This window comes from Lawsonella sp. (assembly GCF_011525565.1).
GTDB lineage: Bacteria > Actinomycetota > Actinomycetes > Mycobacteriales > Mycobacteriaceae > Lawsonella > Lawsonella clevelandensis_A.
Genome location: NZ_WVRS01000011.1, coordinates 41,868 through 55,775 on the forward strand (window position 1 = coordinate 41,868; position 13,908 = coordinate 55,775).

Annotated in this window: 13 protein-coding genes; 5 read left to right on the forward strand and 8 right to left on the reverse strand. The window is 51.9% G+C overall.

The genetic code is table 11. From position 1 onward, the window contains the following. Positions 1–164 precede the first annotated feature (164 nt). A complete protein-coding gene (locus QZV76_RS05735) occupies positions 165–929 on the forward strand; it encodes a hypothetical protein (protein WP_290598934.1) in 765 nt (254 codons plus the stop codon). 12 nt (positions 930–941) lie between these two features. Then, positions 942–2,210, forward strand: a complete 1,269-nt coding sequence (locus QZV76_RS05740; RefSeq protein WP_290598935.1) for an aminotransferase class III-fold pyridoxal phosphate-dependent enzyme — start codon at positions 942–944, stop codon at positions 2,208–2,210. A gap of 171 nt (positions 2,211–2,381) precedes the next feature. Here QZV76_RS05740 and QZV76_RS05745 read toward each other — a convergent pair whose 3' ends face one another. Beyond that, positions 2,382–3,737, reverse strand: coding sequence for a phosphomannomutase/phosphoglucomutase (locus QZV76_RS05745; protein WP_290599005.1), 1,356 nt, complete (start codon positions 3,735–3,737; stop codon positions 2,382–2,384). A gap of 146 nt (positions 3,738–3,883) precedes the next feature. On the opposite strand from QZV76_RS05745, the gene QZV76_RS05750 reads away from it, so the two are divergent. Continuing rightward, on the forward strand, positions 3,884–4,414 hold the full coding sequence (locus QZV76_RS05750; protein WP_290598936.1) for a metallopeptidase family protein: 531 nt from the start codon (positions 3,884–3,886) through the stop codon (positions 4,412–4,414). A gap of 97 nt (positions 4,415–4,511) precedes the next feature. Here the strand turns inward: QZV76_RS05750 and QZV76_RS05755 are convergent, their stop codons facing one another. The 5 genes from QZV76_RS05755 to rfbB form a co-directional block, all read right to left on the reverse strand. Beyond that, a complete protein-coding gene (locus tag QZV76_RS05755) occupies positions 4,512–4,760 on the reverse strand; it encodes a WhiB family transcriptional regulator (protein WP_290599007.1) in 249 nt (82 codons plus the stop codon). 514 nt (positions 4,761–5,274) lie between these two features. Continuing rightward, a complete protein-coding gene (locus QZV76_RS05760; RefSeq protein ID WP_290598937.1) occupies positions 5,275–6,378 on the reverse strand; it encodes an NDP-sugar synthase in 1,104 nt (367 codons plus the stop codon). 69 nt (positions 6,379–6,447) lie between these two features. Then, positions 6,448–7,344: a glycosyltransferase family 2 protein gene (locus QZV76_RS05765; protein WP_290598938.1), complete on the reverse strand. Its 897-nt coding sequence runs from the start codon at positions 7,342–7,344 to the stop codon at positions 6,448–6,450. 13 nt (positions 7,345–7,357) lie between these two features. Next, positions 7,358–8,377, reverse strand: coding sequence for a dTDP-4-dehydrorhamnose reductase (gene rfbD, locus QZV76_RS05770; protein WP_290598940.1), 1,020 nt, complete (start codon positions 8,375–8,377; stop codon positions 7,358–7,360). A 4-nt stretch (positions 8,378–8,381) separates the two neighbouring features. Continuing rightward, the gene (rfbB, locus tag QZV76_RS05775) at positions 8,382–9,395 is read right to left on the reverse strand and encodes a dTDP-glucose 4,6-dehydratase (protein WP_290598942.1); all 1,014 of its coding nucleotides are present in this window, start codon (positions 9,393–9,395) and stop codon (positions 8,382–8,384) included. Positions 9,396–9,620: 225 nt separating this feature from the next. On the opposite strand from rfbB, the gene QZV76_RS05780 reads away from it, so the two are divergent. Further along, the gene (locus QZV76_RS05780) at positions 9,621–11,126 is read left to right on the forward strand and encodes an LCP family protein (RefSeq protein ID WP_290598944.1); all 1,506 of its coding nucleotides are present in this window, start codon (positions 9,621–9,623) and stop codon (positions 11,124–11,126) included. Positions 11,127–11,200: 74 nt separating this feature from the next. Here the strand turns inward: QZV76_RS05780 and purE are convergent, their stop codons facing one another. Together purE and QZV76_RS05790 are read right to left on the reverse strand one after the other, a co-directional pair. After that, entirely contained in the window at positions 11,201–11,713 is a 513-nt protein-coding gene (purE, locus tag QZV76_RS05785) for a 5-(carboxyamino)imidazole ribonucleotide mutase (protein WP_290598946.1), read from the reverse strand. A gap of 72 nt (positions 11,714–11,785) precedes the next feature. Further along, entirely contained in the window at positions 11,786–13,048 is a 1,263-nt protein-coding gene (locus QZV76_RS05790) for a 5-(carboxyamino)imidazole ribonucleotide synthase (protein WP_290598948.1), read from the reverse strand. 172 nt (positions 13,049–13,220) lie between these two features. Between QZV76_RS05790 and QZV76_RS05795 the strand changes: the two genes are divergently transcribed. After that, entirely contained in the window at positions 13,221–13,856 is a 636-nt protein-coding gene (locus QZV76_RS05795) for a GtrA family protein (protein ID WP_290598950.1), read from the forward strand. Positions 13,857–13,908: the final 52 nt, after the last annotated feature.

The following is a 13,908-nucleotide window of genomic DNA, read 5'->3' on the forward strand; positions in this document are numbered from 1 at the left end:
TCACGCTATACATTCATTGAGAGTGTACTCGTCTCACTACTACTAACGGTTTTTTAGCAACGCTAGATGACAACTTATAAGATAACTCAGATCTCAAATCCAAGCTGCCAAGAAAAGCCCCCGTTAGACTGAAAGCATTCGTGGCCTACCCCGTAGGAGGAAAAATGGACACTCGCACTCTGGCCTCTATCAATTTGCACGCCATTCTGCGATCCTGCGTCCCGCTGGTCAACAATGACCCTGTTGCGCGCAATATCGTCAAAGACAGCGACATATCTGTACGTTTTGATGCCGCCGGTATTACCCCGCTCACTCTCATTTTTGATCACGGTACCGCACGCAGTGAAACGTCCAACTCGTCCAAAGCAGATCTCCGTCTTGGACTTGTCTCCCCCGAGCACGTCAACACCATGATTGCCGGTAAAAGTATTCCCGTACCCATCTGGGGAGCCCGCCACATGAGCTTCCTCACGGGGCCTTTTACTGAGCTCACGGACCGCCTATCGTATATTTTTCAAACTCCCCCCAACCGCGTACTAACGGCAGAGGAAGAGAACCTCAAAACTCTTCTTACGGCATATATTGTGTTCGCGTCATTATGCGAGGTTGCCAATACTGATCCCATTGGGCAGGAACTTGCGAACACTCTGCACGATGGTGGTCTCACTATTGAGATTCCCTCTGCCGACATGACGTATGCCTGCCAGATTAAAGATCATCACCTAACGTTCTCCCCCGACGACTCTCCCCTTGATCCTCTCTCGTGGATAACCTTCGATAGTAAAGAAACTTTCCAATCTGTTTTAGACGGTAGTGCTGATGTTTATGCCCTCATTGGCCTGGGCAAGATAGCAATACGCGGCTATGTTCCCAATATCAATGTTGTGAGCAAGATGCTGCGGCGTGTCTCCCATTATCTGGTTCCATAAGGAGAAATACCCATGGACATTTTTGACTACTCCACAAATCGTGAGGAATTTGCGCGCGCAGCTGCTGTTATTCCCGGTGGTATTTATGGACACCTGGGCCCTGCTCGCGGCTGCCACATGCCGGTATCTGCATACCCCTTCTATGCCAGTAAGGCTAAAGGTGCTCATATTTGGGATAGCGACGGCAATAAATTCATTGACCACATGTCCGCCTATGGGACCATGATCTGCGGTTACGCCAATAATGACATTGATGATGCAGCGCTCCAGGCCTGCCGCAACGGAGACTGCACCACATTACCCAGTACGTTATCTATTGATCTTGCCGAATTACTGGTCGATACAATCCACAGTGCAGAGTGGGCAATTTTCGCTAAAAATGGCAGTGATGCTGTCAGTCTTGCAATGATGACCGCTCGTTCTGCCACAGGCCGCGACAAAATTATTATGTACAACGGCTCCTATCACGGTACGCATACGTGGATGCGCAACGCGGGGGATCCGGGCATAGCAGCCGCGGACGTAGCGAATACGATCTACATTGACTGGAATAATCTACAGCAGCTAGAAGACGCTATTGCTGCGCATGAGGGGGATATTGCTGCCCTTATTGCTACCCCCTACATGCAGTACACGTTTGCCGATAATGTTCTTCCCGCCCCGGGTTATTGGAATGATGTGCGATCTATATGTACTGCCCACGGTATTGTTCTTATTCTTGATGATATTCGTACTGGCTGGCGCTTAGATCTGGCAGGCTCTGACCACTACTTCGGTTTTGAAGCAGACCTTATCTGTTGTGGTGGGGCATTGGCTAATGGATGGAATATCTCTGCTCTTTGCGGCAAAGACTCCCTAAAGAATGCATGCTCGTCTGTCAGCTACACCGGTACATACTGGCATAGTGCCGCCCCCATCGCTGCCGCTATTGCCACTCTCACGAAACTACGCGAGCACGAGGACGCTTGCGGTTACATGCGCATGATCGGTGAGAGCCTTACCTCTGGTTTAGAAAGTATCTCCGCCCAGCATGGCTTCCACATGGTGACCACTGGAGAACCGTGTTTCTTCTCTATTCGCTTAGCAGATGACGACAATTTCGTCCTGCACCAAGAATTCATTGCGGAATGTGTAAAACGTGGTGCTCTTTTCGCCCCACACCACAACCATTTCACCAACCTGGCGGAAACAATGGAGGATGTGGATCAGACTCTCATCATTGCCAATGAGGCTTTCTCCGCAGTGGCGTCGCAACATCCCGATATGGGCTTTACCGCCTAGCTCTCTTACGCCACACACGTCGGCGCATAGCAAAACCCAACCAGAATAAATAAAAGCCGGAGCAAACAAAGAAGAAGACCCCTAGTTCCAGTTCCATAACGATGGCTCAGTTTCATGCTGGCCACACTGCTGGGGGTCTTCTTCTTGTTTGTTTGTCTATTGCGTGCAGTTTTACGCGCGGATAATAGCGAGAATTTCCTTCACTAACGCATCCACGGCTTCTTGCGTATCCGCTTCAACATTCAGGCGTAACAATGGCTCAGTATTAGACGCACGCACGTTAAACCAGTTGCCGTCTTTCAGCTCAACGGTAACACCGTCAAGGCGATCAACATTTTCTGCACGATCAGCAAAAGCTTTCACTACAGCTTCCGTACGGTCAGCCTGTGCTTCAGCACTATCCAGGCGAGAGTTAATCTCTCCGGATGCTGCGTAGCGGTTATACTTCGCCATCATTTCCGACAATGGCTTATCCTGTTGGCCAAGAGCTGCCAGTACGTGCATGGCTGCGAGCATGCCGGAATCAGCCCGCCAGAAGTCACGGAAGTAGTAGTGTGCGGAATGCTCTCCACCGAAAACAGCGTTCGTTTCTGCCATCTTCGCTTTAATAAACGAGTGACCCACGCGAGTACGGACTGGCTCACCACCGTTTTCGCGGATGATCTCCGGAACAGCCTTCGAGGTAATGAGATTATGAATAACAGTGGAGCCGGGCTCGCGAGCCAGCTCTCGTTCTGCCACCAGTGCCGCAATAGCAGAGGGAGAAACAGGGTGGCCTTTTTCGTCAACAACGAAACAGCGATCGGCGTCACCATCAAAAGCCACACCAATATCCGCTTTTACCTCTGGAGTGTACTTTTCCAGATCAACCATGTTCTTGGGATCCAGCGGATTAGCTTCATGGTTGGGGAATGAGCCGTCTAGCTCAAAGTAGAGAGGTTTGACGGTGAGGGGCAGTTCTTTCCATACGGCTGGTACAGTGTAGCCGGCCATACCATTACCGGCATCGACTGACACAGTGAGGGGACGAATACCTTTAAGATCAACGAGTTTGTTGAGGTAGTCGGCATAATCTTGCAGCATGTCACGGTTGGTGACATGGCCGTGTGCGCCATTGGATTCAGGAACACCTTCTGCAAGTTCTTGGGAAATAGTTGCGAGGCCAGTATCTTGGCCAACTGGGCGGGCACCCGCACGGCATAATTTAATACCGTTGTAGGCGGCTGGATTGTGGGAAGCCGTAAACATGGCTCCCGGCACCTGTAGGAGGCCAGAAGCACAGTACATCTCGTCGGTGGACGCAAGACCAATGTTGATAACATTAAGCCCTTGCTCAGTAACACCTTCTGCGAAAGCTTCGGCCAGTTCAGGGCCCGAGTCGCGCATATCATGCGCCACAACAACACTGAGTGCGCCCTCTGATCGCATAAGGCGACTGAAGGACTGGCCTACTGCACGCACAAAATCGACTGTGATCTGCTCATCAACCAAACCGCGGACATCGTAAGCTTTAATGACATCAGCGATAAACGCAGGATCCCACCGCGGGGATGAAGTAGCAGCATTGCTCACCGGAATATCTCCTTCACTGTGAATGCATTTAGTCTTTCTAAGCCTACCGCCTTTCGGCGTGGAAACTGCCATCTTAGGACTACCTCGTTAAGCTAAGAGGTATGAGCGAGGACAGAGGAGTAGATACAAACTCTTACACACTCCCCCACTGCACGGCCCACTACACAGTGACAAGCCGTTACGTGGAACGGCGTGGCCACGGTCCACGTGGCCCCATTATTCCGCCACAAGTTCCTCGGTACTGCACCCGCGCTTCAGCATTCGATGAAAATGCGCTGGAGGCTTTTGCACGCATCGACGCCACTTTCCATGATGAACTTTCCGACTTGGATTTAGCGGTAGACATCATCCCCCGCATGAGTCTGAAAGACGAATTTACACTGTGGCCAGAATCGGTTGCAGCGGATGGTCCAGTTCCGCTCGGTCGGCTACTACCAGCTTCTTTCGATGAATGGGGTAGCCCTATTCGCCCTCGTATTGTCCTGTTTCGTAAGCCTATAGAGGAACGGTGCGAAGACGAGGTGGAAATGCAGAGCTTACTGCATGCCATTCTCAGCAAACTGGTTGCCTACTACCTTAATGTGGAGCCACAGATTATTGACGCTAACTACGACAAGGGTCCACAAGTATAAAAGCCCAGGTATATACCAGATATACGGATGTATAGCCCGTATATAAAGTATTGAGGACCTGCCATAGAGGTCCTCAATACATAAGCTATAGGGTTTATTACATAGCACGCTTCTTTAGGCGACGCCGTTCACGCTCCGACAAACCACCCCAGATTCCAAAGCGTTCATCGTGTTCAAGAGCGTATTCCAGACACTCGTCACGAACTTCACAGCTTTGGCAGATGCGTTTTGCCTCACGTGTAGAACCGCCTTTTTCCGGGAAGAATGCTTCCGGATCAGTCTGTGCACAAAGGGCCCGCTCCTGCCATTCCAATTCAACAGCGGCGATAAGCTCTTCGACACTCATGCTGGCGAGAGGCGCAGCACCTGAAGCTCCGTAACTAGGCACGTAGCCTCCTGTCGTGTGTCGTGACGATGCGCAAGCGGTTACTTACACACTTGTTATTAGACCCAAAAACGGACACAAAAGCAACCTTTTTAACGATTCTCTAATATCTCAAATACTCGCTAAACCCCGGCATTTACGCTCCCGGCGTGTCACACGCTAAAAATCCTTCTTACAGGGAGTCTTCATCACGTATTAAAAATGCTCTGACGTGCACAAATAGAAATACTGTAAAGAGGGACACCTCACACCTGAGCAATTCTGGTCATTCTAGAAAAACTATGTCACACAAGCACGCTATATATACCGCTGCAAAAAGTTTCCTATTTCACAGAAAATGCGTTTCTTGTTAACTACTCCGTTAACGAAAAGAGTCACACTATAAACCCTAGGTTGAAGGTTACCGACCTCGGGCGATACGGACCGCACACCCAGCCGTCAGCTAGATAACGGCTAGACGACAGATAGAGAGAAGCTAGGCATCGGTGGAAAAACGAATAGCGGCATCCGGGATCTCGATCCCCGGCCACACACGAATACCATCCAGCAACTCGCAGCGATCACCGATAATAGCGTCATCGCCAATAACGGCATCGCGGACAACACAGCCATTACCAATATGGGCACCATTGCCAATAAGCGAACGCTCAATAACAACATCGTCGCCTAGCACTGCCCCATCGAAGAGAACAGATGAAGTAACAACGTCATTGTGGCCAACTACCGCACCTTGCCCAACAACTGTACCTTGCTGCAAAGACGCGGTTTCCGCAACATCTGCTCCAGGTAGCACCAGGTAATCGCCCTGGTGCCCCTCCAAAGCTGGGGAGGGGGCAATACCCTGGACAAGATCGGCGGAACCTTGCATAAAGTCCTGCGGAGTACCCATGTCCCGCCAGTAGTGGGAATCCACATGCCCATACATGCGACAGTCTGTTTCCAAAAGATGCGGGAACACGTCGCGTTCCACACTCACTGGCACACCTGCGGGGATACTCTCAATAATTTCACGGCGGAAAACATAGCATCCGGCGTTGATTTGATCCGTGGGCGGATTCGGAGTTTTCTCCAAGAAAGCCTGTACACGCCCATCATCATCTGTAGGGACGCACCCAAATGCACGCGGATCCGCTACCCGCACAAGATGCAACACCACGTCTGCCTGTTTAGTGACGAACGTGGCGAGGATATCTTGTAGTTCTGTTCCCCCCAGCACGTCCCCATTAAAGACCATAATGTTATCGCCACGCAGCTTGGGAAGTACGTTGCGGATGCCGCCTCCCGTGTCCAGTGGCTGTTCCTCAACAACGTATTCAATCTCTAGACCGAATTCAGATCCATCGCCGAAGTAGTCTGAAAAAACTTCCGCCTTATATGACGTACCCAGCACAATATGCTTAATTCCGGCGTCTTTAATGCGGGACAGGAGGTGGGTAAGGAAAGGAAGTCCGGCAGTAGGCAGCATAGGCTTAGGGGCCGAGAGAGTCAGCGGGCGCAGACGAGTGCCTTTTCCGCCTACAAGCACCACAGCATCGGTGGCGTCGAGAACGTCCTGGCTCAGGCGGTTAGGTGCGGTCATGGTAATTTATCCAGTTCCTTGAAATTGGCAAAAATGTATAGACAATAATGAACACAATAATGTACGGCGTTAACGGCGCCCTCGACGGGCCATCGCTACCGCAATTCGGCAACGGGCCCACAGGCCACCTTTTAATATCCACCGCAGGGGAGCTTGCCACCAGTGGGGGTGACGATCCGCCTGAAACTTATAAGCACTCTTGTGGTGAGCGGGCAACATTGTTTCTGGGTGTCCACTGGCAGCATGTCCTTTTGCGTGTTGAATCTCTGCAGAGGGAACAAAAATATTCTGCCAGCCAGCTCGTCCGAGGCGATCCCCAAGGTCAACATCCTCCATGTACATGAAGTAACCCTCGTCAAAACCATTAATGGAGTCAAAAGCGTCACGTCTTACCAGCAAGCACGAGCCGGAAAGCCACCCGGCGGGACGTTCCGACGACATATCGCGATCATCAAGATAAGACTTCGTCCAGGGGTTGGACGGCCAGATAGAGCCTAAAAGAGCATGGGCAATACCATTGCGTATCCGCGGGATGGAACGCGCTGAGGGGTACACAGTGCCATCCGCTTCGCGAATAAGCGGCCCTAACGATCCAGCATTATCCCATCGTTCAGCGGCATGTAATAAGGCATCAATCGAACCCGGGGAGAATTTCACATCAGGATTAGAGATGAGGATATAGTCCGGCAGAATATCATTCTCACTGTCACGCAAATGCTGGACAGCGTAGTTAATTGCAGACCCGTATCCAATATTTCCACCAGTACGAAGAAGCTCCACCGTCAGATTGGGAGTATGGGCGTACATATCAACGGCAGCTTCAGGTGCGCCATCGGTAGAACCGTTATCCGCCATAACAACATGGACGGGGTGTGTCGTTGCTGCAGGAATACTGTCAAGAAAGGTCTGCAGATAACGACCCGGCGAATATGTCACCGTTACTACTGCTAAGGATGGTTGTGCCACGGTAATAGCCTAGCTATATGGGCGTATTAACTCGAACTGAAACGCCATCCGGGAAGTGTGTTGGAGGTTCCTGTAAAGATTCCGCTAGAGCCTCTCGCCAAGAACGGAAGGGCATTAATCCAGCATTATTCCAACTAGTGGGACTTAATACTGACCAGGCTGGGCGAACTGCCGCAGTGGGGAAATCGGAACTCCTACAAGGAGAAACATCCATAGTGCTGCCACCGCTACCTGTAATAATCGCAGTAGCAAACTCATACCAGGTTGTGGCGCCAGCATTCGACGCATGTAAGAGTCCTGGAATAGTTACCCCCTGCCGAAGCTTGTGACAAATCTCCCAAATACCACGGGCTAAATCACAGGAGTACGTGGGGCACCCATATTGGTCATCGACCACTGTTAAGTGCTTTTTCTCACGGTAGAGACGCCGCATTGTCGTCACGAAATCTCCACCGCCAATACCCCACTGCGAACGTTGTGGTCCCGTAAAAAGCCACGAGGTTCGTACAATAACTGCCGGCTGGGTACCCTTACCTTCTTGCTGGACATCCTGCCAGACTTTCCGGATAGCGTCTTCGCCAGCAGCCTTACTAACACCGTAAACGCATTGTGGGGATACCGGATCGCTGACACCCCACGGTAGCGGCATACCATTCTCATCACGTCGCGGTTCGCCGCCAAAGACGTAGTCAGTACTGATATGAATAAGATGCGCCCCTCGCTGCCGGCACAACACCGCAAGCTCGCCGGGAGCTTCAGCATTAATGCGATAAGCCATGGCATCGTCATGTTCAGCAGCATCCACCGCGGTATAGGCGGCACAGTTAATAACAATGTCGCCACTATCCACAGACAGTGCACTATTGCCTGTAAAAACATGGAGATCTGCGAGATTACAGTCCGCCCGGGAATATGAGGTCACTACCGTCTCGCCATTGGAAACAGAACCACTGAAGACAGGGTGAGTAGCACGCAAGGCACAGCCTAACTGCCCATGCGCACCAAGTATGTGAATATGACCTTGCGATACCACAGAATTACTTCCCAGAATTAGTGTCCAGACGATCCATCCTGGGGGCTCCCGCACGAAGCGGTTCCCACCATTCACGATTGTTTCGATACCACGCTATTGTCGACACAATGCCATCCTCAAAACTGACACTGGGTTGGTATCCCAACTCCGTGCGGGCTTTGGAATAATCCACGCAATAGCGCATATCATGCCCAGGTCTATCAGCAACGAACTCAATCATGTCCTCGCCCATTCCCATCTCGGCAACAATGCGTTTTGTCATCTCCAAAGCGGTGAGCTCGGTACCTCCACCAATGTTGTAGACCTCCCCCGGGCGTCCCTTGCAGAGAGCTAATGCAAGCCCCCTACAGTGGTCAGTGACATGCAGCCAATCGCGGCGGGCGGACCCATCACCATAAACAGGGACTTTCTTCCCCTCCATCAGATTAGTGACGAAAAGGGGGATAAGTTTTTCAGGGAATTGGTGCGGCCCATAGTTATTAGAACAACGAGTAACAACAACGGGCAGATTAAAGCTACGGAAGAAAGACTGGGCAACAAGATCCGACCCAGCTTTAGACGCCGAATAGGGGCTAGTCGGAACAAGCGGATCTGTTTCCGGCCATGATCCCGAGGGAATCGAGCCGTATACCTCATCCGTGGATACGTGCACGCCACGCTCTACCCCCACATCGTGGGCAGCCTGCATTACCGCCGCGGTACCCACCACGTTCGTGTGGGCGAAAGTTGTGGCGCCATTAATAGAACGGTCAACATGGGATTCGGCGGCAAAGTGAATAACGGCATCGTGTCCACTCATAGCACGATGCAGCGTCTCCTCATCACAAATATCGCCACGTACAAAGGAGAATCGTGGATCCTTAGCGCACTGCGTCAAATTCGTCAGCGTCCCCGCATAGGTAAGGGCATCGTAGACAGTAACAGCCTCGAGACCAGGTAAATTGAGGGAACCGTCAAGAGCCATTGTGGTGAATACTGAGCCGATAAAACCGGCACCACCTGTCACAAAAAGTTTCACCCTACATCCTTCCCCAGCATCCGTACCTGTTCCCAGCGTACCTATGGAGTACTTATAGAGTACCTACCGAAGAATTAGAGAGCACTTTCTTAGCCTCATCCTGCAGGTATCTTGATAAAAAGGTTTGGCGATTGTCGTAAATCAGTTATTTTTCCGTAGGCTAAGGAGAGTACTCTATTACCGCTACCTGTTACGCCCGGATATGCCAGAACGAAAGTAGGTGCTATGAACGCGCGTGCACCGCATATGCTCTTTACGCGAATTATGCGCTCAATTATCGCGATCATCACCATTCTTCTTCTTGTCGTATCCACCTACGCCTGGACCAAACTAGACACTCTTAAAGGAAATACTGCTAACGCTTTTCTCAATATCGGCGGAGGGGAAGACGGAGCCACCGATATCCTCCTAGTAGGATCCGACTCCCGCACCGATGCAAAAGGTAACCCTCTTACCCCGGCTGAGCGGAATATGCTGCACGCCGGTACCGATATTGAGTCCACTAACACGGACACCATTCTGCTCATACGCATTCCTAACAATGGCCGCTCAGCCACCGCCATTTCTATCCCTCGCGATACCTGGGTCACCACTCCCAAATTGGGGTCGGGGAAGATTAACGGCATCTATGGGCAAACACTTCTCGCCGCTAAACAAGAGGCGCTTAACCGCGGCGTCCCCAATCAAAAAGCTGAGGAAGTAGCCACTGACGCGGGACGCGAGGCACTCCTCAAAGCAGTTGCCGATCTTACCGGCGTAACCGTCGACCATTACGCTGAAGTTGGGCTCCTCGGTTTCGTCCTCCTGACTAATGCAGTTGGCGGCGTGGAAGTCTGCCTAAACCAAGCAGTTGACGATCCCTACTCCGGTTCTCATTTCCCCGCGGGGGTTCAGACTCTCAACGGGTCAAAAGCTCTTGCTTTCGTCCGGCAACGCCACGGCTTAATGCGCGGCGATTTAGACCGTATTACCCGCCAGCAGGCCTACATGGCGTCCATGGTGCGGAAGATTCTCTCTGCTGGAGTCCTCACCAATCCACAAGCTCTTGACCGTCTTACCCACGCCATTAACCGCTCAGTAGTGGTAGATGACGGATGGGACGTCATACAGTTCGCGCAGCAACTACAGCACCTTAGCGGTGGCGAAGTGAAATTCTCCACCATTCCCGTTGTTAATCCAGATGCCCACATGCAACTGGACAATGGGGACATGGTAAGCGCCATTGAAATAGATCCCCCCGCGGTAAAACAGTGGGTACAACGCACTATCGGATCCACTGAGAAAAAGACGAAAAAGCGCGAACTACCGAAACCCGGACGCGTCAATATTGAACGCTCCGCTGTATCGCTCACTGTTCTCAACGCCGGATCACACTCTGGAGTAGCAGGTGCCGTAGCCCAATACTTGGGAAGCCTGAGCTACCAAATTGATAACACCGGAAACGCTAACGAGAACATTCCCACCAGCATCGTTATTGGAAATCCACAAACTATGGCGGCTGCCGAAGCAGTAGGTAAAGACCTTGGAGGATTACCTGTCCAAAGCTCTGTAGACGTACCAGTGGGAACTGTTCGCGTTGTTCTTGCAGATGACTACGATGGTTCGGCAGTAAAGAACGGCCGAACCGTATTCGCCAGCGAGCTCAAACTACCGTCGAAGAAAGCCACACCTACCCCCGGCACCAACCCATTCATCAATGCCGGCGGGCACGGCCCACAATGCGTTAACTAGTACGTTAGCTAACACGTTAATGAGTGCGTGCTAATTAACGCAGCATCTAAACACAGCATTAATTAACGCACCAACTAGCGATTAAGGCCGAGCCTATCTTGCAGCGCCGCATGCTTGCCCACAACTTCCTCTTCCATTGTGGACATGAAGGCTTCCACCTTGGCACGTACGTCACTGTTACCTGCACCGATAATGCGAGCTGCAAGTAGCCCCGCATTCTTTGCACCATCAATAGAAACAGTTGCTACCGGCACACCAGACGGCATTTGTACAATAGACAGTAACGAATCAATACCCTCTAGATTCTTGAGGGCGCGCGGAATTCCGATAACGGGAAGTGCAGTCGCTGCCGCCACCATGCCAGGAAGATGGGCGGCACCGCCCGCGCACGCAATAATGCACTGCAGACCGCGGCTCGCTGCTTCTTTACCGTAATCCAGCATGCGTTGTGGGGTGCGATGGGCGGAATAGACACCCACTTCCCAGGGAATCCCGAAGGCGTCTAAGGCTTCCGTAGCCGGTTTCACTGTGGGCCAGTCGGAATCGGAGCCCATTACTATACCTACAAGGGGAGTATCAGAAGCCATAACATTCGCCTTTCATCGCAAACTTGCGTGTCTGCACGGTATCTACACTGTGTCTCATCTACGCTGAGCCTACTAGTCGTTTTTCTGTCCGGTATGCGGATCCCAGCCGTCTAGCCATTCAGCTGCCGACATCCAGTGCGCTGCTAACTCCGCTTCGCGCTTCACTCGCGCCACGTAGGCGGGATCACTGATGGAACCGTCTAGCGGGCCGCATACATTGACGTGTCCCAGTTTACGGCCTGGGCGTTCACCTTTGCCGTACATGTGCAGTTTCGCATTGGGGAAGCGGGCAAAGAGGTGGTGAGCACGCTCATCCATTGTCATCGTGGGAGTTACCGGAGCCCCCAACACGTTCGCCATAACAGTAAAAGGTACCCGCATGGAAACGTCACCCAATGGATAGTCCAAAACAGCGCGCAGATGCTGCTCAAACTGGCTCGTGATGCACCCATCCTGTGTCCAGTGGCCAGTATTGTGCGGCCGCATCGCTAATTCATTAATAAGCAGAGAATGATCCGGCAGAAGGAAAAGCTCTACCGTCAGTACACCCGTCACTCCTAGTTCTTGGGCAATTCGCAAACCGAGCTGCTGGGCCTTCACCGCGACACTTTCCGGCAGATCAGGGGCGGGAGCCATCGCCACAGCACAAATACCATCTTTTTGGATGGATTGGGTGACGGGCCAGGCTGCTCCCTGCCCTTCCGGAGAGCGGGCGACGAGGACTGATAACTCCACGACCCATGGGACTTTCCACTCCCCCAGCATAGTCATGTCGTGGTCAGTAACACCCTTGCGCACAATATCCTGCGCTTCTTCCAGGATTTTGGGTGCCCACACACCATGCCCGTCGTATCCCCCACGGGCAGTTTTTATAATGACCTCGCCATTATTCTGTTCCCAGAACGCCGCGACATCGTCATCTGTAGTAAGACGAGCATAGGGAGGAACGGGCGCACCCATTTCATCTAGTCGACGCCGCATTTCCCACTTATCTTGTGCATAGAGGAGAGCTTCCGGCCGGGGTTGAAAATTCACTCCCTCTTTCACCAGTTCTGCAAGGAGCTCCTGCGGGACGTGTTCATGGTCGAAGGTGACGGCATCCGCACCCTCCGCGGCTTTCCGAATGGCCTCTATATCGGTGTGCTCGCCAACGACGACATCGGGGGTAATTTGTGCAGCAGATTCAGTAGGTCCGGGTGACACTACGCGCAACGTTTGTCCCAGCTCGATAGCGGCTTGCGCCGTCATACGAGCAAGTTGTCCACCTCCGATCATGGCCACCTTGGGCATGATGCGTTCGGTAACGGGCGGATAGTGACGAGGCGCAGTAGGCATAGGGCAATACTCTTCCAGCGGTGATGACGTTGTAAAATTAATCGTCTGGTTCTTCCCTTCGATTGTGATCCCGTATTGTGATCCCATACTGAACCATCAGCGAAGGGGAGATAACCTGGCATTCCGCTACCATTGTGTCACGTTAATAAGGGAAGAAGGTAAGCTGACTCCTGTGAAATTTGAAGAGTCCTTCCTCCAACACATGCCAGAGAAGTGGCGTGCATTCTTCATTAAGCATCGCGAATTCATCCGCTTCGCCGTCGTTGGCGGTATCACATTCATCATCGACAATGCTGTCTTTTATGCCTTGACGTTGACCGTTATGCACCAAAAAGCCACCATAGCGAAGATCCTGGCAGTTACTATCGCCGTCATCTGTTCCTATGCTCTCAATTCACAGTGGGCTTTTCAGGAGCGCGGCGGTAAGAGAAGCACCCGTGAGGCTGTTTCCTTCTTCGTGGTCTCTGCCATTGGTATTGTTATTAACGCTATTCCGCTATGGTTCTCGCGTAATGTGTTAGGACTCGCTCTTACCAGCCACGGAGGCCGACTTACATCCCAGCTAGCAGTGTCCTTGTGGGACTTCCTCTTTGGTTCTATCATTGGCATGCTTCTCGCTATGCTGTGGCGTTGGTGGGCTTTCGATAAGTTCGTTTTCCCGAAAAATCCGAAAGCACACGACGTCACTTCCTCCACCTCTGCACCAGCAGACAATGCAGCAGAGAATGGCACAGAAAATTCTGTGGACAACAAGACTGCGCATGCTACTAGCGCAACCACTATTCAGAGCGATACTGACGCGTCATAACTGACACATAACTGTCAGTTAGCACTCCTTCGCGCACTACACACTTGTACTG